Here is a 19,206-nt window from a genome sequence, read left to right as displayed (position 1 = left end):
CGTGGTAGTAATTACGGCTATTACATCTAAGATGCGTTAGTGTTTTGTCACCTATATGTCTCTATTTCTGCCTCGTAGAAGCATCAAAGCTATCCACCAAAGAAATCCATCAAAGTTATACAACAACGCTTTCTAGAAAGGGACAGCGACACGTTGAACGTATTGGACCTCAATCGCGCCTTGGTACTCGAACATTTCCACTGATGCGCTTAGGTGCTTGGCCTTTTCTCCGGCTGGGCTTTGTGTAGGAACCGCAACTTGCTTTGCCTTGATCGGCACTTTGAAACCTAACATGTTGTAGTTGCCATCAAACCATTGCCAACTTACGTGGGTACTAGGGCAGTTATCGATAACCTCTGGTGGCGTGATCACAACGTGTGCGTTATCAAGTTTATTCTCCAGTGCTAACCAACGATTGCTGTCATCCAACGCGACAACAATGGGGTAGCTGTTCGTCCCAACGGTTAATTGATAAACACCAGATTCAGGCTTAATGAACATCTCATTGGTTTCGATTTCTTGATAGTCGACGCCCGAGTTGAACTGTCCTTCAATCATCGTAAGACCATCAGGAGCGATGAGTGTGACTGGCTGTGCTTTTTTATTTAGATCACTGCTGCGTGGCTCGGCTGAGATTTTAATCTGATAGCCTTGTGACGAAAGACCGTAACGTTTAATAAAACTCACTTGGATGTGGTGGGTGGGTACATCGCTTTGTTTAAGTGTTCTTCCACATTGAGTTCTAGTGAGTATTTCTTGTTTTACGGGCAGCCAAAGGTGACTATCAAGCGATTCTTGATTGAGTGCGATTTGTAACTCTTGCCATGCAAGCTGCGGTTGCTCATTAAGTAGCGATTGATAAGATCGCTGTAAAGGTGTCTCTGTAAACCAAGTCGCATGACTCGCAAACGGTAACACACACAGCAAAGCGGTTAACGATGTTACTTTCATTTCGAATCCCCAACTAAACGATAACCAACACCGCGGTGAGTTTCTAAGTGGAGTGTCGGCAGTTTCTGACGCAAGCGGAGTATGTGATTGTCCACGGTTCGGGTGCTTGGAAAGGCTTGATAGCCCCAAATTTTGTTGAGCAGTTCGTCTCGATGAAACACCCGCCCTTGGTTTTGAATAAACAGAACCAGTAACTGAAATTCCTTAGGTTTAAGTGCGATTGGGCTTTCATCCAGATACGCGATTCTTTCTGACAAGTTGATTTGGATGTCGGCGTAATTTAGGTGGCTCACACCCAGCGGACGCAGTTGAGTGATGACCCGCGCGAGCAACTCTTCATTAGAAAAAGGCTTAGTCACATAATCTTTTGCTCCTGCCATTAAGCCCTCAACACGTTGTTGAACTTCTACTTTAGCGGTTAACACAATCACAGGTAGTGCCTTTAGAAGTAACCAGTTTGGAAGATGTTGTAAGCTGTCGCCATCCTCAAGCTGCCTATCGAGTACTACAAGGTCGGCACGTAGCCATAACTTATTGGCGCGCATAGTGTCTTGTGCCCAAAGACATTGGTAACCATTGGACTCAAAGAAGCTGACGAGGCCTTGTCCAAGTAGTGGATCATCTTCAATCAGCAATAGGGTGTTCATAAGCTATTTCCAAAATACATCGGGTTGGATTACGGAGAATAATGAGGCGTCCATTCGCCTGTTTCATCAAGTGTTCAACAATGGTGAGTCCAATACCCATGTTATCGTGTCTATGCGCATCATTTGGAGTGACTCGGCACAAGGTTCGTTCTACTAATGAAGGGAAATGCCCTTGATCTTGGACCTCAATTCTTAGCTTATCTTTAAGAGTGACGGTAACCGTTACTTCGCCTTTACCGTGTTGCTTGGCGTTCTTGATCAAGTTATCTAAGCAAATGGTCAGCCAGTAATAGGGCAGGTTAAGCTCTACTTCGCCGGAATCACATTGATAGCCGATGTTGTGCTTTTCGCATACATGTTCAAGCCACTCTTCGAGAGAAGCGTTTTGCTTTAATAGAGGTTCGGCGTTTTCTGTGCTCAAGTAAACCTTACTGTTTTCAGTCAGTTGAGATAGCCTCTGATAGTCAGATATTAAACGCCAAACTGCATCTTGAGTGGCATCAGGGAACTCGTCATAGCGATTTCTGAACATTTCGACGGTTAAACCAAGGCTGGTAATTGGTGTGCGAAGTTCATGAGTCAGTAGCTGCAACACAAACTGTCTCTCTTTACGCTGTTTTGTTCTTAGAAATAGCGATCTTGCTAGTATTGAAAATAGAACAATCAGTAAAGAGAAGATCATCACTTTCATGAAAAGAGTGTCGTTGTTCGTTTCACTCATGCAGAGATTACTGTATCGAAACGAACAGCTTTCTCCAGATAAGGTCATGCCTTGTTGGTTCGCAATTGGCTTCCAAACATCCTGCGAGACCACTTTCCAACCTTGCTCACCACTTAACCAAAGTACATCACCTTGTTGCCAGGCTCGGTATCCATCAAGCAGCGCTTCCCTTCCTTCTGCTGTTAAGGGTTGTAGTTTGGTGTACAGCGGGTGCAGTGGGTTGGTAATCGTTAAAAACGGGTGAATCTGTTCGCTTGTCTCTGGGTAATGCGCCACATAACGGTCCGCGAAACTTCCACCAGCAGGGTGTTTTTTAGAATGGGCGGCAAACCAGATTGAATCTAAGGTTTGTTGCTGACATAAAGCAAGCTCGAACTCGATGGCATCGTTTAACGCAGAATTAGAAGGTTCAATCGCTTGGCATGTTTGCTGAATCTCAGCCAATAAAGCAATATCTTGCCATGTGAATTTTTTGAAATTTGGGTAACGGCTGTTGTCTTGAAGCAGAGCCTTTGGGTAATGAGATAACTCTTGCTGAGAAACAAAGATCGGAGACGCCTGCCAACTCAATTGGTACAGGGACTGCCATTTATCTTGCAAGCTTTGGGCGTTGGCTAGCGTAGGGAGCCAAAAGATCAAACAAAGGGCTAATGTCAGCCTGCGCATCCAGTTATTCTCATTAAAAGTCATTAGCGCGAGTCTAAAGAATTTTGCTCGAGATTTGTAACCTGAATGTCAACAAGTGTCCCCACTTTATCAATTTGTGACCGCGAGTAGCGAAATTAGCGATACATCATCAATCGATGATTTCTTAAAATAATGGTTCTAAAGTGCAGAAAGTATCATTTATTTGAATTTGATTAGATAATTATGTACTTACTGTTACTTATTAAAGGGTGGAACTGATTATACTGGATTTAAACCTAACAAGAGGAATCATCATGAGAACAATGATCAGATCAGTATTGGCAGCGAGCATCTTGGCTGCAAGCTCAGTTCACGCATTTGAATTAACCAGTAACGATATTCAAGAAGGTCACCCAATGGCCAAGACGTTTGAATACTCTAGTTGGGGTTGTGATGGTGAGAACTTATCACCTCAACTAATGTGGAAAGACGCACCGGCAGGCACCAAAAGTTTTGCAATCACGGCTTATGACCCAGACGCACCAACCGAAAGTGGTTTTTGGCATTGGGTTGCATTTGATATTCCAGCAACCGTGAATGAATTACCTCGCGCAGCGGACATTACGAAGTTGGGTGGTAAGGAAGGGCGCATCGATTACGGAACGGTCGGTTTTGGTGGCGCTTGCCCTCCTGAGAAAGACGGCATGCATCGTTATCAATTTACGGTTTGGGCGTTACCAACTGATAAGTTAAACCTCGATGAGAATACACCATCAGCTGTCGTGGGCTTTACACTGAATAGCATGGCGTTAGACAAAGCAAGGTTAACCGCAACTTACACCCGTTAATTTGCTATAGACAAAAAACAAATAAGGGGATGAGATGAATCATCAATATCAAGTGACAGTGTTTCGAGCTGAGCAGTTACAAAAGCTGCGTAATGTGAGGATTCTATCCCCTAGTATTATTCAGATCATCACAGGCAGTAAGCGTTTGTTTTGGAAAGACTCGGCAGCAGAGCTTACTCATTCTGAGTTGTTGCTGTGTGAAGCTTCGGCATCATTGAGTTTTGAGAACATGCCACATAAAGGGCGATTTCTGTCCCGCGTGTTTAGTTTTCATTTTCAACCCACTCAAGCGATGCTCGAACTGAGTGAACAATGTGCTGCCGAATTCGAATACCCCACTTTAGAAGCAGACCGCAGTTTACAAGATACTTTAAATGTCTTGTTTACGTTTGATCGTCAAAGTATGAGTGAAACCACACAGCAATTTTGGTTGCAAGGTTTGTATCAACAGCTTGCAGAGAAGGGGGTGTTACATCGGTTGTTTACTCGTTCAAACGTCTCTTTCAGCCAAAAACTCAGTCATTACTTATCTCATTCACCAGACGAGAAGCACCCTTTAGAAGATGTTGCAGAACGTTTTGCAATGAGTCGTGCGACGTTGATCCGTAAGCTCAAACTCGAAGGCATGCAGTATCGTGAAGTGTTAGCGGAAGTGCGTTTGAGCCATGCATTGTATCTTATGCAAAATGGCCAACAGAATGTCACGATGCTCGCTCAATCTTGTGGTTACCAGTCTGAAGGGCGTTTTAGTCAGCGCTTTAAGGGTAAGTTTGGTCTGTCGCCAAGCGAATACATCAAGACAGTCGCCTCAAGGATATAGAAAGGGAAATACCATCCTGTTGACGTTACGCGCAAGCTTAGGCTATTGAATCATTTCTTGATTACGGCTCTAATAGGCTACGCACCAAGTGATTGAAATAGCGCATAACGCTCAATACCAGAGAAGGTAGCTCATGACTGAATTGAATCTAAATAACCTCATCAACGACTTTCCATTACTAAATAAACTTATGGCGCTCGAAGAGGTGGTTTGGTTTAACCCAAATGTCACAACACTAGAGCAAGGGTTACCTTATGTCGGCTTAGATGAGAAAGACATTCTTGATGCGAGTCTACGTTTACAATATTTCGCCCCTTATCTAGCAAAAGCATTTCCTGAAACTCAATTATCCAATGGCATCATTGAATCTGACTTGGTTGATATTCCAACGATGAAAACCGCATTGGAGGCGCATTATCAATTGCCTATAAAAGGGCGGTTGATGATGAAGAAAGACAGTCACTTGCCTATCTCTGGGTCTATCAAAGCCCGTGGCGGCATATATGAGGTACTGACTCACGCTGAGAAACTCGCGTTTGAAGCTGGGTTACTAAGTGAAAGCGATGATTACAGCAAATTGCTAGAACCCGAGTTTCGTGAGTTCTTTAAGCAATACAGTATTGCGGTAGGTTCAACAGGGAACCTAGGCATGTCGATTGGTATCATGAGCGCGAAATTAGGCTTTACCGTATCCGTTCATATGTCTGCCGATGCGAGAGCGTGGAAAAAGAATAAACTGCGAGAGCACGGCGTTAATGTGGTTGAGTATGAGCAAGATTATGGCGTAGCGGTCGAACAAGGACGGAAAGAAGCAGAGCAAGATCCAAGTTGTTTCTTCATCGATGATGAAAACTCGAAAACACTGTTTCTTGGTTATTCTGTCGCTGGAGATAGACTCAAACAGCAATTTGAGCAGCAACAAATTGTCGTCGATAAAGCGCACCCGTTGTTTGTCTACTTACCGTGTGGCGTAGGTGGCGGCCCTGGTGGTGTAGCGTTTGGTTTGAAGATGGCGTTTGGCGACCATGTTCATTGTCTGTTCGCCGAGCCTACGCATTCACCTTGTATGTTGTTAGGCGTTCACACCGGTTTGCATGACGAGATTGCAGTACAAGATCTTGGTATTGATAACCTTACTGCAGCTGATGGGTTAGCCGTGGGCCGCGCGTCAGGCTTTGTTGGCAGAGCAATGGAGCGCTTATTGGATGGTTACTACACATTAACGGATGAACGCATGTATCAATTGTTAGGTCAATTGAATCAAGCAGAAGCCATCAAACTAGAGCCCTCTGCATTAGCAGGCATGCCAGGGCCTATCCATGTAGAACACAACACCGAATATATGACGAGATTAGGTATCGATGATTCGACGTTATCCAACAGCACGCATCTTGTTTGGGCGACGGGTGGAGGCATGGTACCTGAACAAGAAATGGCGATGTATCTTGCCAAGTCATCTATTTGATGGGTAGAGATACAAATGCGGGTCGTAGTTGAAAGCTCCTAAATCAATCCATTTATTGCACAGATCGTTATCCAAAACACAGATTTTATAAATTGTGTTTAGTCGTTGCTATCACTCTCAGTTAGGTTGAATGGCATTCAATTTGACAGGGATAGCACGATGCAAACCGATAACACCATTCGACAGCCAATCACATCACAAGAACTTACCCCAACAATGCTGCTACAACGCTTGGATTCTATTGGGCAGTGTTTAAGAGCTTCAAATAAGGCGCTTGCCTTGTTGGGGCTTGGTTCTGTTGGTATCGAAACGGAAAGACTGGACCAATACTCAGATGTCGATTTCTTTGCGATCGTATAGGCAGGACAAAAGCAGCACTTCTTAAACAATTTAAATTGGTTATCTGATGTCCATCCAATCGACTATTCCGTGCGAAACACGGTCGATGGTTATAAAGTTCTGTATGCCGATGGAATCTTTTGCGAATTTGCGGTCTTTGAACCCCATGAATTAGCGCATATTCACTATGCCACTACAGGTCGTATTGTTTGGCAGGAAGAGGCGTTCGATGCTAGGTGCTGTGTACCATCGAAAAAAAGTGCTCCACAAGCTAATACCCAAGAGTGGTTGATCGGGGAAGCACTGACCAATCTTTATGTGGGTATGTCCCGCTATAACCGTGGAGAAAAGCTCTCTGGGAGTCGATTTGTTCAGTCTTATGCATTGGAGCGTTTGATTGATCTTGTCGAACAAACAGAAAATCCACAACCTGGCTATGTCGATGAGTTTATGTCTGATAGAAGGTTAGAAGCGCGGTTTCCTAAGTTTGCTCAACTGCTTCCAAGCTTCAATCAAGGCTACGAACACACCGCAGAGTCGGCTTTATCGCAGCTCAATTTCTTGAACACTTACTTTGAGATTAACCAAGCCATGCGTTCTAGAATTATAAATTTATGCAATTAATACAGTTAGTTAAATTGAATTAATAAAATGTGTTGTCGTTAACCAATAATATTGATACGTTTTAAGAATGAAATTTAATCCCTCTTTAACTTCAGTTTTCTTCTGGTGGTGCTCTATCTAGAGCAGCACGGAATACTCACATTCTTACGCTGCTGGAAGGTAGCTAAGAATGTCATCAAGATTGTCGTCTCTTTATATCTCCAGTAGCCTTTTTAACTTGGAGATACTCAATGAAAACAAATCAAAACGATAACAAATCAGAAATTATTCTTACTGGCGACCGTGCGACAGGTCCTTTGCATTTAGGGCATTACGTGGGCTCTCTCAAACAACGTGTATCCTTACAACATGAGCACGACCAAACGATATTGGTTGCCGACATGCAGGGCTTGACTGATAACGCGCATAATCCTGCAAAGGTCTCTTCAAACATCCTCAATGTGGTCGCCGACTATCTGGCTGTTGGCATCGACCCAACTAAAACTACAATTTGCCTTCAATCTCAGCTTCCCGTATTAGCTGAGCTGACCATGTTTTACAGCAACCTTGTATCTATAGCACGTTTGGAACGTAATCCTACCGTCAAAAGTGAAATTCAAAACAAGGCGTTTGGTCGCTCTATTCCTGCTGGTTTTCTCACTTACCCTATATCTCAAGCGGCTGATATTACGGCGTTCAATGCAACGTTAGTCCCTGTGGGCGATGATCAACTGCCAATGCTAGAGCAGACAAACGAGATTGTTCGAAAGCTAAACTCGCTCGCTGGTAAGTCTATTTTGAACGAATGTAAGCCGCTTCTGAGTAACGCATCACGACTTCCAAGTACGGATGGGAAAAACAAGATGTCCAAGTCGATGGGAAACGCCATTAACCTGGGAGCGACTGAGAAAGAGATTCGAACGGCAGTAAAGTCCATGTATACCGATCCAAACCATTTAAAAGTTGAAGATCCGGGTCAAGTGGAAGGGAATATTGTGTTTACATACCTTGATGCGTTTCATGGTGATGCACAATATGTCAGTGAGTTAAAGAATCATTACCGCAGAGGTGGGTTAGGGGATGGACAAACAAAGAAGGTGTTGGAGGAGTGCTTGCAGGAGATGTTAAGGCCGATAAGGTCCCGTAGAGCAGAACTGCTAGATGACAAAGCGCAGCTGATTGATATTTTACGCAAAGGTACGCAAGTATCGAGAAAAAAAACGGAAGCTGTTTTGTTCGACGTAAAGGGCGTGTTTGGTCTTAATATACTCTGATCGATAGGTCGCTTTATAGGTAAGTCCTGCCGTTAAGGTACTGATTAACATTAATTTCCATGTGAGCTGCATGTAAATAAAGTCAATTAAATTGAATGGGAATAACAACTGATTTATAAAATCGTTTTTGTTACGGTACTTGTCACTCGGAGCTGTTCTTTATTTGAATACAACTAAGAGTGGCTAAGGCCTTATCTTCACATGATGGAATTAAATGAAAATCAAACTGTTACTCCCAATTTTACTTCTACTGTCTGGTTGTTCGGAAGTGGTCAGCGATGAATATGCAACTTACGAGCTGGCTCAACAAGATCGCTTGTTTGATAGAGGTTGGTTGCCAGATATCGTGCCTAATTCAGCTGCACAGATTGAAGTAAATAACGATTTAGACACCAATACTTCGGAAGGGAGTTTTCGTATAGATGAGTCTCAGCTAACCGAGTTCATCGGCAATCTGACACCAACTTCGTCCAAGGATGAATATCACTTTACTAGCGGTGACAGTACTTGGGTGTTTAAGCTAGGCGAAGATAGTGTAATCACTTACACACTCAATAAAGCCGAAGGCTAAGCCCCACCTCAACCAACATACTCATCGCCAACACACCTCATCATTATTTTAATTGGTCCCTTATAGTGGGAGCTTTGAATTTTGTGATAGTGAGTTGGCGTTGCTATTTTAAATCGATATAGCCGCTTAATTTCGTAGCGATTTGAAGTACCAAATTTCAGGAAATTATCAAAATTTGATATCCCTTCATATTTTAGGTTTATTTACTGAGAGTTTTCTAAGTGCACGTATTTATTGGTTTTTTTGACTTACATTCTCATTTTATAGTTCGTGAAAGGTTATCTTCTGAATCAATATCACATATAAAGCCAGATGCATTTATTCATACACCTAATCTATCGTTAAGATGCGCGCTCATCCGGTGGGTGAATTTATAAAAACAAAATTATAAAGGTGATGTATGCGTGGTACACATTTGCTAATGCTATTCCCAATAGCGTTTACTTCTCAAGCTGCCAATGTCGTGAATTATTCCGATGTCGATCTATCAACTGTTCTAAATCAAAAAAATCAGGGCTTTAGTTCAGTAAATCAACCACTTGCTTACCAAGAAGCAAGTCGAGTTGAGACGGGCAAGACAACACTCTTACGTAAGCAACAGATTCATTACGGGGTGCCGGTTTACGGCCATTCAGTCGTTGTTGATCTATCTCAACGAGGTATCGCTCAAGCCGTTGATGGAGAAGTGTTAACGGGTATTGAAGCTGATATTGGTTCTACTTTGCCAATGATCAACGCGCAGCAGGCCATTGACATAGCTAAGTCTCAGCATAAAGGCATTGCAGCGATGACAGTGCGCAACCCTAATGCTGATCTTTTCATTTGGCTTGATGACCAACAACAGGCTCGCCTAATCTATAAGGTCGATTTTCTGCAAACCAAAGGTATGGCACCTTCACGCCCAATTACGCTCGTTGATGCAAAATCTGGTGAATTAATTGATCAGTGGGAAGGGATTGCTTTCATTGAAGCGGAAGGCCCTGGTGGTAACCAAAAAAGTGGTCGCTACTACTTTGGGCCAAATACCCAGTATGGTGGATTCCAAGTTAATTCATATTGCCAGATGGACAGCCAAAACGTCGTCACCATGAACATGAATAATCGCCAAGATTACGGTCAGGTTCACCAGTTTGCCTGTAATGGTAACTATGGTAGAAACGTCAATGACTATCGTGCGATTAACGGCGCATATGCGCCGATGAACGATGCTCATTACTTTGGCCAGCGTGTTTTCGACATGTATAAAGAGTGGTTGAACACTCGTCCTATCCAGCAAAAACTAACGATGCGTGTGCACTACGGATCGAACTACGGTAACGCGTTCTGGGACGGTCAACAGATGACGTTCGGTGATGGCAACCAGTCTATGTATCCATTGGCTACCTGGGATGTGATTGCGCATGAAGTAAGCCATGGCTTTACGGAACAGAACTCTAACCTTGAGTACCGTGGTCAGTCAGGTGGTATGAATGAGTCATTCTCTGATGTGGCAGCTGCGGCGTTAAGTGAATATGTGCATGGCAGCTTTAACTGGAAGATGGGTGAGCACGTCATGAAGTATAGCCCAGCAATGCGCTATTTCATTCAACCTAGCCAAGATGGGATGTCTATCGATCACGTTAACCAATACTACAATGGCATCGATGTTCACCACAGTTCAGGAATCTTCAACAAAGCATTCTACCACTTAGCAACCAGTAACGGCTGGGACATTAAAAAAGCGTTCATGGCTTACGCAACAGCTAACCAACTGTACTGGACGCCAAGATCTAACTTCCAAGCTGGAGCCGATGGAGTTTGTAAGGCAGCGCAAAAGCTAGGTTACGAAGCATCAGCGATACGTACTGCATTTAGTCAGGTTGGAATTAATGTTCAAGATTGTGGTTCCGGTCAGCCGAATCCGAACCCTAATCCGCCAACACCAACACCAACACCAACACCGGGCATTACGGCTCTCGAGTTTAATGTGCCTGCACCTGTGTTGAGCAGCGGTAACGATCAGCAGCAATTCGTTCTAAAGAACAGCTCTCAAAGTGATGTTTGGATCCAAACTTACAATGGTTACGGTAACGTTGATTTGTATGTTGCTATTGGTCGCCCTGCATCCTTGAATGATTATGATTGCTCGTCGACTAACTTGGATAACTATGAGTATTGTGGCTTTGGCGGTATACAAGGGGATGATATCTACGTAATGGTATCTGGTGCACAAGGGGCAACAGACGCTTATGTAGCGGTAAGCAGTGTATTGGAACTGCCTCAGCCTCAGCCTGAACCACAGCCAGAGCCAGAAGGTTCTTGTGTTGATATTCCTGAGTGGAGCTCAAACATTTTCTATCCTGCAGGCGCTACCGTTCAGTATTGGGGGAACCGTTTTACTGCCAACGTTGATAACTGGGGATCAGATCCATTCCAGAGTTACTGGCATTGGACATTTGACGGGATGTGTAACTAACTTAACCCGTTAATCCAATAGAAAAATCGAACAAAGGGAGTGCTTAAAAGTACTCCCTTTATTCGTTAATAATGAGAGGTAACGACGCATAAGATGCTTGTGTCACTCTTCTAGGCGCTAGATTATGAGTGGCGAACATTCAGGGCTTCTATAGAGCGGTTAAACCAGGAAGTCGGTTATTCATGGAGAGCCATCATATATGGAAGTAAGTCATCTAGATCACCTTGTATTAACTGTTAAAAATATCGAGATAACAGTAGATTTCTATCAGAGAGTGTTAGGAATGAAACCTATACAGTTTGGAGAGGGACGCTGGGCATTATCGTTTGGTAACCAAAAGATAAATCTCCATCAGCGAGGGAAAGAGTTTGAGCCTAAGGCTAGGCATGTTCAAGCCGGGAGTGCAGACCTATGTTTCATAACCAATACACACATTGATAAAGTATGCGAGCATATCAATGGACAAGGCGTCACGATCGAAGAAGGGCCAATCGAGCGAACGGGTGCAGTGGACAAGATCATCTCTATTTATCTGCGAGATCCTGATGGTAACCTAATCGAAGTATCGAATTATTAGAAGGTCGATATGGATTGATTGTGCTATCCATAAATCAGTTACTCTATTTAAGCTTGAAGTAAGATTTCGTAAACCCAAGAGCCTCTAAGCAGTACGTAATTATGTACACATCTCGTTACGAGAAAATAAGCGCGTAACTGGAACTTCTGACCTAAGTTACTTACAATCGAACAATGTTTTATTAATCCAGTCCCAATCGTCATGGTCAGAAAATTAATCACAATAACTATTAGCCTGTTGCTTTTATCTGCTTGTGCGACAACCAGTGAAAATCAAACTGACGAAAATATCTCAAGCAATGAAAAAGTGATAAACAACAGTGTCGAAGAGGGTGTGGTCAATGAAACGGCAAGTGAAGCGCTCATTGAGCCTTCTGCAAATAACGTTAACGACAGCTCCGTTATTACTCCAGAAGACAGTGATATCAATAGCGATGAAGGTTCGGCTTCTCATGAGCCGAGTGAATCTCCTGAAGCTAATGAAAATAGCCAAGAGGCAGATAAACAAGCCCCTGAGGAGCATGCTCAGGTTCATAGCGAAAAAGGCTTGGGCAGTCATATATTCAATAACGGGCCTACGAAGCAAGTCGTCAAATCATTGGAGGGGGTGACAGATGCTTTGAATGTCATGACTTTCGGAATATTTGCTTCAGGAACGCGACCAGCACAATAGCTAGATTTCAAAAATCACTTACAAACAACATAGGCGAGCCAATGGGTTCGCCTTTTTTGATCCTGAATTTGGTGACTGGCAGCAAATTAGTAAGGATTATGTAAGGTCTTGTTTCTGTTCTCTAACACAACAAGAGTTGGATTTGAGTAAGAGGCAGGTCAGCGCAGCTCGGTATTTACTTGTTATGGAAGGGAGTCGCCGTATTTAACCAATTGATCTTGTTATATGCACTAAGGGTTTGAATACTCTCCCAAAGTAAGCATTGAAATCTAATCTTACAAAGACAATGTCTTATATTCACTCATGAGCATAGTAATATGCCGTTGTGACACAGTCAGTTAGGTTTAATTAAAAAGAGTCTAGGGAAGAGATATGAAAAACAAAAGTGTGTTTTTAAGCGTCGCCATGGTTATGTTATCGACACAGGCGAGTGCGTCAGGTGCTAGCCATGAGGCGGTTTCAGACAGCGTTATCGCCGAACAAAGGGCACAACTGTCCGAAAATACACAAGGCAAAGGTTTTGGTCCGCAGGCACCACGTGACCTAGGTTCATACGAAGGGACTAACGAGCGCCTGTTCTCTGATGCGCCGGATTCATCAGCGATGAACTTATGTAATATTCACTTTCATAAAAATGCAGAGCACAAAGGCGGAGAGTTTACCCAGTATGCAGGTAACGGAGACGGCAAAGGTTTCCAAAGTGGATTCAAATACACGGGTAAGCTAAGTGAGGCAGAACTGAAGCCATTCGGTCATGATATTTGTCCGAGTGACCATGGTTCACTTCATTCTGGTGATACTATCGAAGTGCATTATGTGTACTCAACGGCACAAGTGGAGCCGGGTGAAACATTGGGTGCGTGTTTCAATGATGCGATTACCAACCCTCAGTTGCGTGTAGAAACCCAAGTTTACGTCTTAGTGAACGACGACAAAGCGCTCGATTTTGAAGAGCTAGCTAAACACTCTAAAGTGAACGGTTTGCACCAAGCGACCAACATTCCACAAAACACAGGCTCTGCGATTCAATATGCGGGTTCTACAACAGGCCCTGGCTACAACGAACAAGGTTCACCATTCCAAGTAACATGGAGTGTGAGACCACAAGTGGCGAAAGTGAACATCGCAACGGTTGGTAGTTGGTGTGAGGGGAACGACTTTAATGAAGACCACGCACACGGTGTGAGAAACTTAGTCGTAAACCCTAAGTTGCTGTCACCAATCGCGAACTAGTTAAGTTTTTTTTAACTGAAGCGGAAATATAAAGAGCGAGCCATACGGTTCGCTTTTTTAGTAATAAAGATTTTTGAGTGTTGTTAATTAGTGAGCGACTGTCATTAGAGGAATATCCTAAGCCAGTAATATAATCAGATTTAAACGCTTTGATACCGTTAATAAAGAATCGGTGAATAGTTTCTTTACACCGCTTAAGATCGCATGTTACGTTCAGCAAATATTATGTTGAGCTATATAAATAAGGTCAAACTAATGTCATTAGAAGGCGCAGTTACATTCTTTATTGCCATGTTTATATTTGGCATTACTCCGGGGCCAGGTGTATTTGCGATTTTGGCTCGTGGTATGGTCGATGGATGGAGAAAGTGCATCTCCCTATCTGTAGGTATGATATGCAGTGACCTGATTTATTTGGTGCTTGCTTGTTTTGGTTTAGCAACCATTGCGGAGAACTGGTCATTTGCTTTCGAGGTCATTCGTTATGTTGGTGCAGCTTATCTGATTTACTTGGGCTACAAGATGTTCAAGAGCCTACCTGAAGTGCAAGGCTCAGCGGAGCTCGCGGCAAAACAAAGTCAGAAATCAGAACTCGCTAGTTTCGCGCAAGGCTTTTTGATTTCGGCATCAAACCCGAAAGTGATTCTGTTCTATATTTCATTCTTACCGACGTTTATTGATCTGACGGTTTTACGTTCACAAGATATTGTCTTGGTTTCTGTTTTAGCGGCGGTTGCTTTGATGTCCGGTTTAATGATTATTGCAATGGGTGCGGGCAGAATGGCAAGTTTGCTTAAAACACCACGCGCACATAAAAGATTAAACCAAAGTGCTGGTGGAATAATGATTGCGGCTGGCTCATATTTAGCGATAAATCGATAGACATAGCTTGTTAAGCTCGTTTCTTTAAAAAAGGCGAACCAAATTGGTTCGCCTTTGCGTTATCTGTATGCATTCTCTATTTAGTCGTTCATGCGCAAGCTCAAATATTTGGATTAAAATCGATCCCTGTTTAGCCTCAGCTAACTCAACAGAACTACATGTAGAAAACCGATTTAACCCTTGTGTGATAACGCTTCAAAGAATTATATCAACTTAATGTATATAAAATGATTTGAGGTTGACTGTGTTATCACGCTCTAAGTCGAGTTTTAAGTGCGCTATTCAGGATGTATAGTTAATGATAATTCATTAAGTTATCTAATAATTGAGTTATCGAATCTTTAAGTTGTCGCTGATGTGGGTGTTATGAAGAAAAACGGCTTTACGTTAATGGAATTAATCGTTGTCATCGTGATACTCGGTATTATTGCTGTAACGGCAGCGCCGAGGTTTCTTAATATCCAAGAATCAGCAAGAGAAGCGGTGCTTGAAGGTGTTGCGGGTGCAATGGAAGGGGTCATTACACAAGTAACGTCTAAAGCTATCATCGCTGGACTTAATCCAGATGCATCAAACCCAGGTGATCAGAGCAACTACGTGATCGACTTTGGTATCGGCAGTGTTGAGGTTGATTGGGGAACACTTTGCCCAGAAAGCCGAGGCGAGTCGGGCGACAAATTAACGATGATCGATTTTATGACCTTGTCTGATGATGACAGCTTAACTTCTGATTTTGGTAATCGACACACTGTGATCGGGTATGACTACGACTTTACCCAAGCTGAATTAGATAGCACGAACATAACGGATGCGGATCTAGAGTCGCGCCAAGGTTGCTTTGTGCTTTATGACTCTTTTGGCCGAACGAATGGCAGCCAGTGTCCTGCTGAAGGGTGTGAGTGTACAGTTCGTATTGTGAACAACAACTGTTAAACAAACGCATCATTAGATTTTAAGACAGAATAAAAAAGCGCGTTATCGCCAGTGGGCAGTAACGCGCTTTTTTGTATTAGTCGATTGGTTTAACTCAATTTGTCGCCACGGCATCTGCTGGTGGCAAGTCACGTTTCTTAATCACGTATCGTAAGCGAAGTAGAATCAGAGCGGCTGACACACTCAAGCCCGTAAGAATACCAATCCAAAAGCCTTCTTCGCCCATTGCTGGAACCACGTAGTCGGTTAAGCCCAACACCATACCCATTGGTAGCGCTAAGCCCCAGTATGAAGCGATAGCTAAGATCATCGGGATCTTGGTATCTTTATAGCCACGCAGAGCACCATTTGCAGAGGTTTGCAGAGCATCACTGAATTGGTACATAGCGGTAAAGGTCAATAATACAGCTGCCGTTGCGCTGATTACTGGGTCTGTTGTGTAAAGCCTAATGATTAATTCAGGGAACAGTAGGAACATCGCTACCGAAAGCAACGAGATTAATGCTGCCACCAAAATACCGACTTTGCTGCGCTCAATCGCGCCAAGTTCGTCTTTTTCACCTAAAGCGTGACCAACACGAATCGTAATGCCAAACGAGATACTCATTGGGATCACGTAAGTCAGGCTCGATATATTGAGAGCGATTTGCGCCGCTGCCACGTTCTCTGCACCAATACGGCCGATCATCAATGCGATGACCGCGAAGATACTGCCACACACAGCGATGTTCATACCGATAGGTAAACCAAGCTTTAGAAGATGAAGCATTTCTTTTGCTTTTGGCTTCGCATCGGCAAAGCTGATAATGGTTTTGTAGTGGTGATGACCTTTAATGTAGGAATACAGCATTCCCGACATCAACCAATACACCAAGCTCGTCGCCCAGCCACAACCCACAGCACCCATTTCAGGGAAGCCAAACTTACCGTAAATAAGCACGTAGTTGACTGGAATATTAATCAGCAAACCAATTACCGAAATGATCATCGGCACTTTGGTGTTGTTCATACCTTCACAGAAGCCATTCAAAGTGTAAAACAGGGCAATACCCGGCACACCAAAGGCTAGGGCAAACGCATAGTCACTACCGATAGGAATAATCTCAGCAGCCACCCCAATCCATTCTAAGATTGGTTTGGCACTTACGAGGTAAGCGATGAGTAGCACGCTCGCAATTAATGCAAGCCATACCATTTGGAAGAACTCGACAGAGATACTTTGGAAATCACGAGCGCCACGGTGGTAAGCGACAACAGGCGTTAACGCCATAATCACACCACGTAGCAACAGCAACACGGGAATCCAAAGGCTAGTGCCAAGTGCAATAGCAGCAAGATCGGCAGGGCTTACTTGGCCAGCCATTGTCGTATCGACAAATCCCATCGCTTGGGTAGCTATTTGAGTCAAAATGATAGGAATCGAAAGATGCATAAGCGCACCCGATTCACGAGTAAAAGGACGAAGTTTCGTTAGCATGGAAGTTCAAAACACCAATATAAATGCACCAGTGATGGCAGGATGGCCGGCGTGCATTTTAGGATGTGCCCCGTTGGGCGGGCGACAATATAAACACCTTACCGTATAGGGTCAAGCATTGGATTTACAGGGGCTAATTTGCTCTGGAAGAACGCCAGATTTGCATGGTGTTAGATACTGTTTCTATGTACATAACCTGATGATTTTAATGTGAATCATACTAGATAGAAAGTTTCTATATTTGCTTGTTGAATTTCATGCGCACATCATAAGTCACTGTTATGGAAGAACTAAATTTAGTACAATTGATGGCATAAGAAACTAGATAGAAAAATTCTATATTTAAATGCAGAATTTTTCTGTCTAAGAACTGTTAGTACGGGTTTGACATCAAGGGTCATCAGTTTTGGTGTTTATCTGTTTTGGTGCTCGTCTTTACACCTTTCAGCTTGTACCTTTCACGTTCTTTCCGGTGGCACTATATGCGGAGTGTTCGCTTTGATTTCATCGTTTACGGTTTCTAACTCTTAATCTATTTCTTTAGTGCTTCTTCATTTTTGTGGCGGCTTCTGTGTGAATCTTGGGTGCTATTGGTGTTGCCGTCGGAGTGCGAGGACCGAATCCTTTTCTAATTTGAAGTTTGCAAAGTAGGGCGGTTCAGTGCGTTTTTCTTCTAGCCCACTTTTGTCTCTTAATCGAGTTTAAGTTTTGTAGCTGCCCGTCTCACTTCAGTGTTCAAAGTCTTTCATATTATGCTACTTTTCAATATCTTGGAGCGCACAAATAGAAGTAGCGCATGTACTAACAAATTGCTTAAGAGTGATTCGTAACGCGTGGCATTTTTACTATGCGGTGGCTTATGGTTATTAAGGCATCGTGCGGTAGCTTTTGTATTGCGTTACTCACACCTTAGCAAGGCGTTATAAAACAAGAGGGCAAACATGGAAAAATCTGAATATGGTAAGTGGATTCATACTGCTTTTACTGGCGCAAGTTTTGCCTACTTTCTAGCAGTCATTGATAAGGTTGACCTGATTGTTTCAAGCTACTCGTTAGCCTTTTCTACGTTGTCATTTGCCTTAGCATTAGCTTTAAACGCTATTTTTGCAATGGTTTACTATGGTTTCGACGGAGAACTAGATGTTACTGAAAAACTCTCTAAATATTGGTTGCTACGACGTTTCAACAGTTTGTCCCAGTGGTCGTTTATCTTTGCTGTGATTGGGTTGGTATATTTTGTCATTGAGCCAGTGGTGAGAATTGTTTTATAACAAACTGTTTAAGAGTGATTCGCAACGCGTGGCATTTTCACTATGCGTTGATTTTAGTGTTTAAAGTGGTATGCAGCGGCATCGGTATTGCGTTGCTCACACCTTAACAGGGCGTTAGTTGCTTTCAGAAATAATAGGTAAGTACATGAAAGATAGATTGGTCTCATTTGATCTTGAAACAGATCTTGTTATGTCATTACGGTGCTTACTTGATGCTTTACCTCAAATAGAAGCAGGGCAAAACTCGTATTTTAAATGGGCAGTAATATACGGACATAATTCGGTTCAATCGGCAATGTGTTTAGCTCTAATTGCTTCAGATTCACGTCTGGTACGGAAAAGAGACAGCTACCATGCTGATTATGGCGATTTAGATAATATTGAATGGCTCTATGAAAAATTGCGTAAGGAGGATTTTCTCCCTTACATGGGAAGTCAAATCATTGATAACCGGCGATTTAAAAAGGAAAGCGTCAGTCGCTTACAGACAACTCGGAACACATTTATTCATCAACATCCATCACAGTATGTCTTTACATTTAAGGAACTAGCCGAGTTACTATTTTTATCAGTTGAGCTAGTTGATTTCCTCGTTAATGAAAGTGAACGTTTAGCTATAGACGGTCATACACAAAGTCAAATTAAGGGCTTGGTGGGCGAGTTGAGTACGCAACTAACAAACTGTTCAAGAGGGATTCCCAACGCTTGGGATTTTTGATCCCAATTTGAGTATTGTGTGATCTGCTCCAGTAAGACTGGACACCGCATTAAGCGACATATTGTTTTTCAAAGTTAACTGGGCTTAGATACCCAAGAGCACTGTGCCTTCTTGTTCGATTA

At 43.1% G+C, this 19,206-nt stretch carries 17 protein-coding genes and 1 pseudogene; 14 read left to right on the top strand and 4 right to left on the bottom strand.

The window, feature by feature from the left end; translation table 11 throughout:
- Positions 1-132: 132 nt before the first annotated feature.
- From F0251_RS18560 to F0251_RS18550, 3 genes are read right to left on the bottom strand one after another with little or no spacing between them, the layout of a single operon-like run.
- Complete coding sequence (locus F0251_RS18560) at positions 133-951, bottom strand: DUF2861 family protein (protein WP_171731548.1); 819 nt, start codon at positions 949-951, stop codon at positions 133-135.
- Positions 948-1,598, bottom strand: a complete 651-nt coding sequence (locus F0251_RS18555; protein ID WP_171731547.1) for a response regulator transcription factor — start codon at positions 1,596-1,598, stop codon at positions 948-950. The genes F0251_RS18560 and F0251_RS18555 overlap by 4 nt, the downstream gene beginning before the upstream one ends.
- Positions 1,576-2,985: a DUF3404 domain-containing protein gene (locus F0251_RS18550; protein ID WP_171731546.1), complete on the bottom strand. Its 1,410-nt coding sequence runs from the start codon at positions 2,983-2,985 to the stop codon at positions 1,576-1,578. The genes F0251_RS18555 and F0251_RS18550 overlap by 23 nt, the downstream gene beginning before the upstream one ends.
- Positions 2,986-3,260: 275 nt before the next feature.
- On the opposite strand from F0251_RS18550, the gene F0251_RS18545 reads away from it, so the two are divergent.
- From F0251_RS18545 to F0251_RS18490, 12 genes and pseudogenes are all read left to right on the top strand, one after another.
- The gene (locus tag F0251_RS18545; RefSeq protein ID WP_105058141.1) at positions 3,261-3,794 is read left to right on the top strand and encodes a YbhB/YbcL family Raf kinase inhibitor-like protein; all 534 of its coding nucleotides are present in this window, start codon (positions 3,261-3,263) and stop codon (positions 3,792-3,794) included.
- A 34-nt stretch (positions 3,795-3,828) separates the two neighbouring features.
- Positions 3,829-4,614 (top strand): helix-turn-helix transcriptional regulator, encoded by a 786-nt coding sequence (locus F0251_RS18540; protein WP_171731545.1) that lies wholly within the window; start codon positions 3,829-3,831, stop codon positions 4,612-4,614.
- Positions 4,615-4,747: 133 nt separating this feature from the next.
- Positions 4,748-6,079: a D-serine ammonia-lyase gene (locus F0251_RS18535; RefSeq protein ID WP_171731544.1), complete on the top strand. Its 1,332-nt coding sequence runs from the start codon at positions 4,748-4,750 to the stop codon at positions 6,077-6,079.
- 159 nt (positions 6,080-6,238) lie between these two features.
- A pseudogene (locus F0251_RS18530) lies at positions 6,239-7,042 on the top strand (hypothetical protein).
- A gap of 230 nt (positions 7,043-7,272) precedes the next feature.
- A complete protein-coding gene (gene trpS / locus F0251_RS18525) occupies positions 7,273-8,295 on the top strand; it encodes a tryptophan--tRNA ligase (RefSeq protein ID WP_171731543.1) in 1,023 nt (340 codons plus the stop codon).
- A 214-nt stretch (positions 8,296-8,509) separates the two neighbouring features.
- On the top strand, positions 8,510-8,866 hold the full coding sequence (locus F0251_RS18520; protein ID WP_128164175.1) for a hypothetical protein: 357 nt from the start codon (positions 8,510-8,512) through the stop codon (positions 8,864-8,866).
- A gap of 400 nt (positions 8,867-9,266) precedes the next feature.
- A complete protein-coding gene (locus F0251_RS18515) occupies positions 9,267-11,321 on the top strand; it encodes a M4 family metallopeptidase (RefSeq protein ID WP_171731542.1) in 2,055 nt (684 codons plus the stop codon).
- Between the two features lie 199 nt (positions 11,322-11,520).
- A complete protein-coding gene (locus F0251_RS18510) occupies positions 11,521-11,898 on the top strand; it encodes a VOC family protein (RefSeq protein WP_128164177.1) in 378 nt (125 codons plus the stop codon).
- 201 nt (positions 11,899-12,099) lie between these two features.
- Positions 12,100-12,570: a hypothetical protein gene (locus F0251_RS18505; RefSeq protein WP_128164179.1), complete on the top strand. Its 471-nt coding sequence runs from the start codon at positions 12,100-12,102 to the stop codon at positions 12,568-12,570.
- A 372-nt stretch (positions 12,571-12,942) separates the two neighbouring features.
- Positions 12,943-13,803, top strand: coding sequence for a delta-class carbonic anhydrase (locus F0251_RS18500; protein WP_171731541.1), 861 nt, complete (start codon positions 12,943-12,945; stop codon positions 13,801-13,803).
- Between the two features lie 255 nt (positions 13,804-14,058).
- Positions 14,059-14,685 carry a LysE family translocator gene (locus tag F0251_RS18495; RefSeq protein ID WP_171731540.1) on the top strand — a complete coding sequence of 209 codons (627 nt, stop codon included), beginning with the start codon at positions 14,059-14,061 and terminating at the stop codon, positions 14,683-14,685.
- A 390-nt stretch (positions 14,686-15,075) separates the two neighbouring features.
- The gene (locus F0251_RS18490; RefSeq protein WP_216610961.1) at positions 15,076-15,618 is read left to right on the top strand and encodes an MSHA biogenesis protein MshA; all 543 of its coding nucleotides are present in this window, start codon (positions 15,076-15,078) and stop codon (positions 15,616-15,618) included.
- Positions 15,619-15,712: 94 nt separating this feature from the next.
- Here F0251_RS18490 and F0251_RS18485 read toward each other — a convergent pair whose 3' ends face one another.
- A complete protein-coding gene (locus F0251_RS18485; protein ID WP_171731538.1) occupies positions 15,713-17,095 on the bottom strand; it encodes an MATE family efflux transporter in 1,383 nt (460 codons plus the stop codon).
- 941 nt (positions 17,096-18,036) lie between these two features.
- Here F0251_RS18485 and F0251_RS18480 point away from each other — a divergent pair.
- Both F0251_RS18480 and F0251_RS18470 read left to right on the top strand, forming a co-directional pair.
- Positions 18,037-18,366 (top strand): hypothetical protein, encoded by a 330-nt coding sequence (locus F0251_RS18480; RefSeq protein WP_011080397.1) that lies wholly within the window; start codon positions 18,037-18,039, stop codon positions 18,364-18,366.
- Positions 18,367-18,511: 145 nt separating this feature from the next.
- Positions 18,512-19,084, top strand: coding sequence for a hypothetical protein (locus tag F0251_RS18470; protein ID WP_171731537.1), 573 nt, complete (start codon positions 18,512-18,514; stop codon positions 19,082-19,084).
- The last annotated feature ends 122 nt before the right edge of the window (positions 19,085-19,206 follow it).

The sequence above is a fragment of the Vibrio sp. 070316B genome (assembly GCF_013114115.1).
GTDB classification, from domain to species: domain Bacteria; phylum Pseudomonadota; class Gammaproteobacteria; order Enterobacterales; family Vibrionaceae; genus Vibrio; species Vibrio chagasii_B.
This window is presented reverse-complemented; position numbering and strand designations above follow the sequence as displayed.

Coding starts and splice junctions, on each gene's coding strand:
- F0251_RS18495 (WP_171731540.1), top strand. CDS start 14,059: ATGTCATTAGAAGGCGCAGTTACATTCTTTATTGCCATGTTTATATTT.
- F0251_RS18560 (WP_171731548.1), bottom strand. CDS start 951: ATGAAAGTAACATCGTTAACCGCTTTGCTGTGTGTGTTACCGTTTGCG.
- F0251_RS18500 (WP_171731541.1), top strand. CDS start 12,943: ATGAAAAACAAAAGTGTGTTTTTAAGCGTCGCCATGGTTATGTTATCG.
- F0251_RS18550 (WP_171731546.1), bottom strand. CDS start 2,985: ATGCGCAGGCTGACATTAGCCCTTTGTTTGATCTTTTGGCTCCCTACG.
- F0251_RS18515 (WP_171731542.1), top strand. CDS start 9,267: ATGCGTGGTACACATTTGCTAATGCTATTCCCAATAGCGTTTACTTCT.
- F0251_RS18480 (WP_011080397.1), top strand. CDS start 18,037: ATGGAAAAATCTGAATATGGTAAGTGGATTCATACTGCTTTTACTGGC.
- trpS (WP_171731543.1), top strand. CDS start 7,273: ATGAAAACAAATCAAAACGATAACAAATCAGAAATTATTCTTACTGGC.
- F0251_RS18510 (WP_128164177.1), top strand. CDS start 11,521: ATGGAAGTAAGTCATCTAGATCACCTTGTATTAACTGTTAAAAATATC.
- F0251_RS18485 (WP_171731538.1), bottom strand. CDS start 17,095: ATGCTAACGAAACTTCGTCCTTTTACTCGTGAATCGGGTGCGCTTATG.
- F0251_RS18505 (WP_128164179.1), top strand. CDS start 12,100: ATGGTCAGAAAATTAATCACAATAACTATTAGCCTGTTGCTTTTATCT.
- F0251_RS18490 (WP_216610961.1), top strand. CDS start 15,076: ATGGAATTAATCGTTGTCATCGTGATACTCGGTATTATTGCTGTAACG.
- F0251_RS18545 (WP_105058141.1), top strand. CDS start 3,261: ATGAGAACAATGATCAGATCAGTATTGGCAGCGAGCATCTTGGCTGCA.
- F0251_RS18470 (WP_171731537.1), top strand. CDS start 18,512: ATGAAAGATAGATTGGTCTCATTTGATCTTGAAACAGATCTTGTTATG.
- F0251_RS18540 (WP_171731545.1), top strand. CDS start 3,829: ATGAATCATCAATATCAAGTGACAGTGTTTCGAGCTGAGCAGTTACAA.
- F0251_RS18520 (WP_128164175.1), top strand. CDS start 8,510: ATGAAAATCAAACTGTTACTCCCAATTTTACTTCTACTGTCTGGTTGT.
- F0251_RS18535 (WP_171731544.1), top strand. CDS start 4,748: ATGACTGAATTGAATCTAAATAACCTCATCAACGACTTTCCATTACTA.
- F0251_RS18555 (WP_171731547.1), bottom strand. CDS start 1,598: ATGAACACCCTATTGCTGATTGAAGATGATCCACTACTTGGACAAGGC.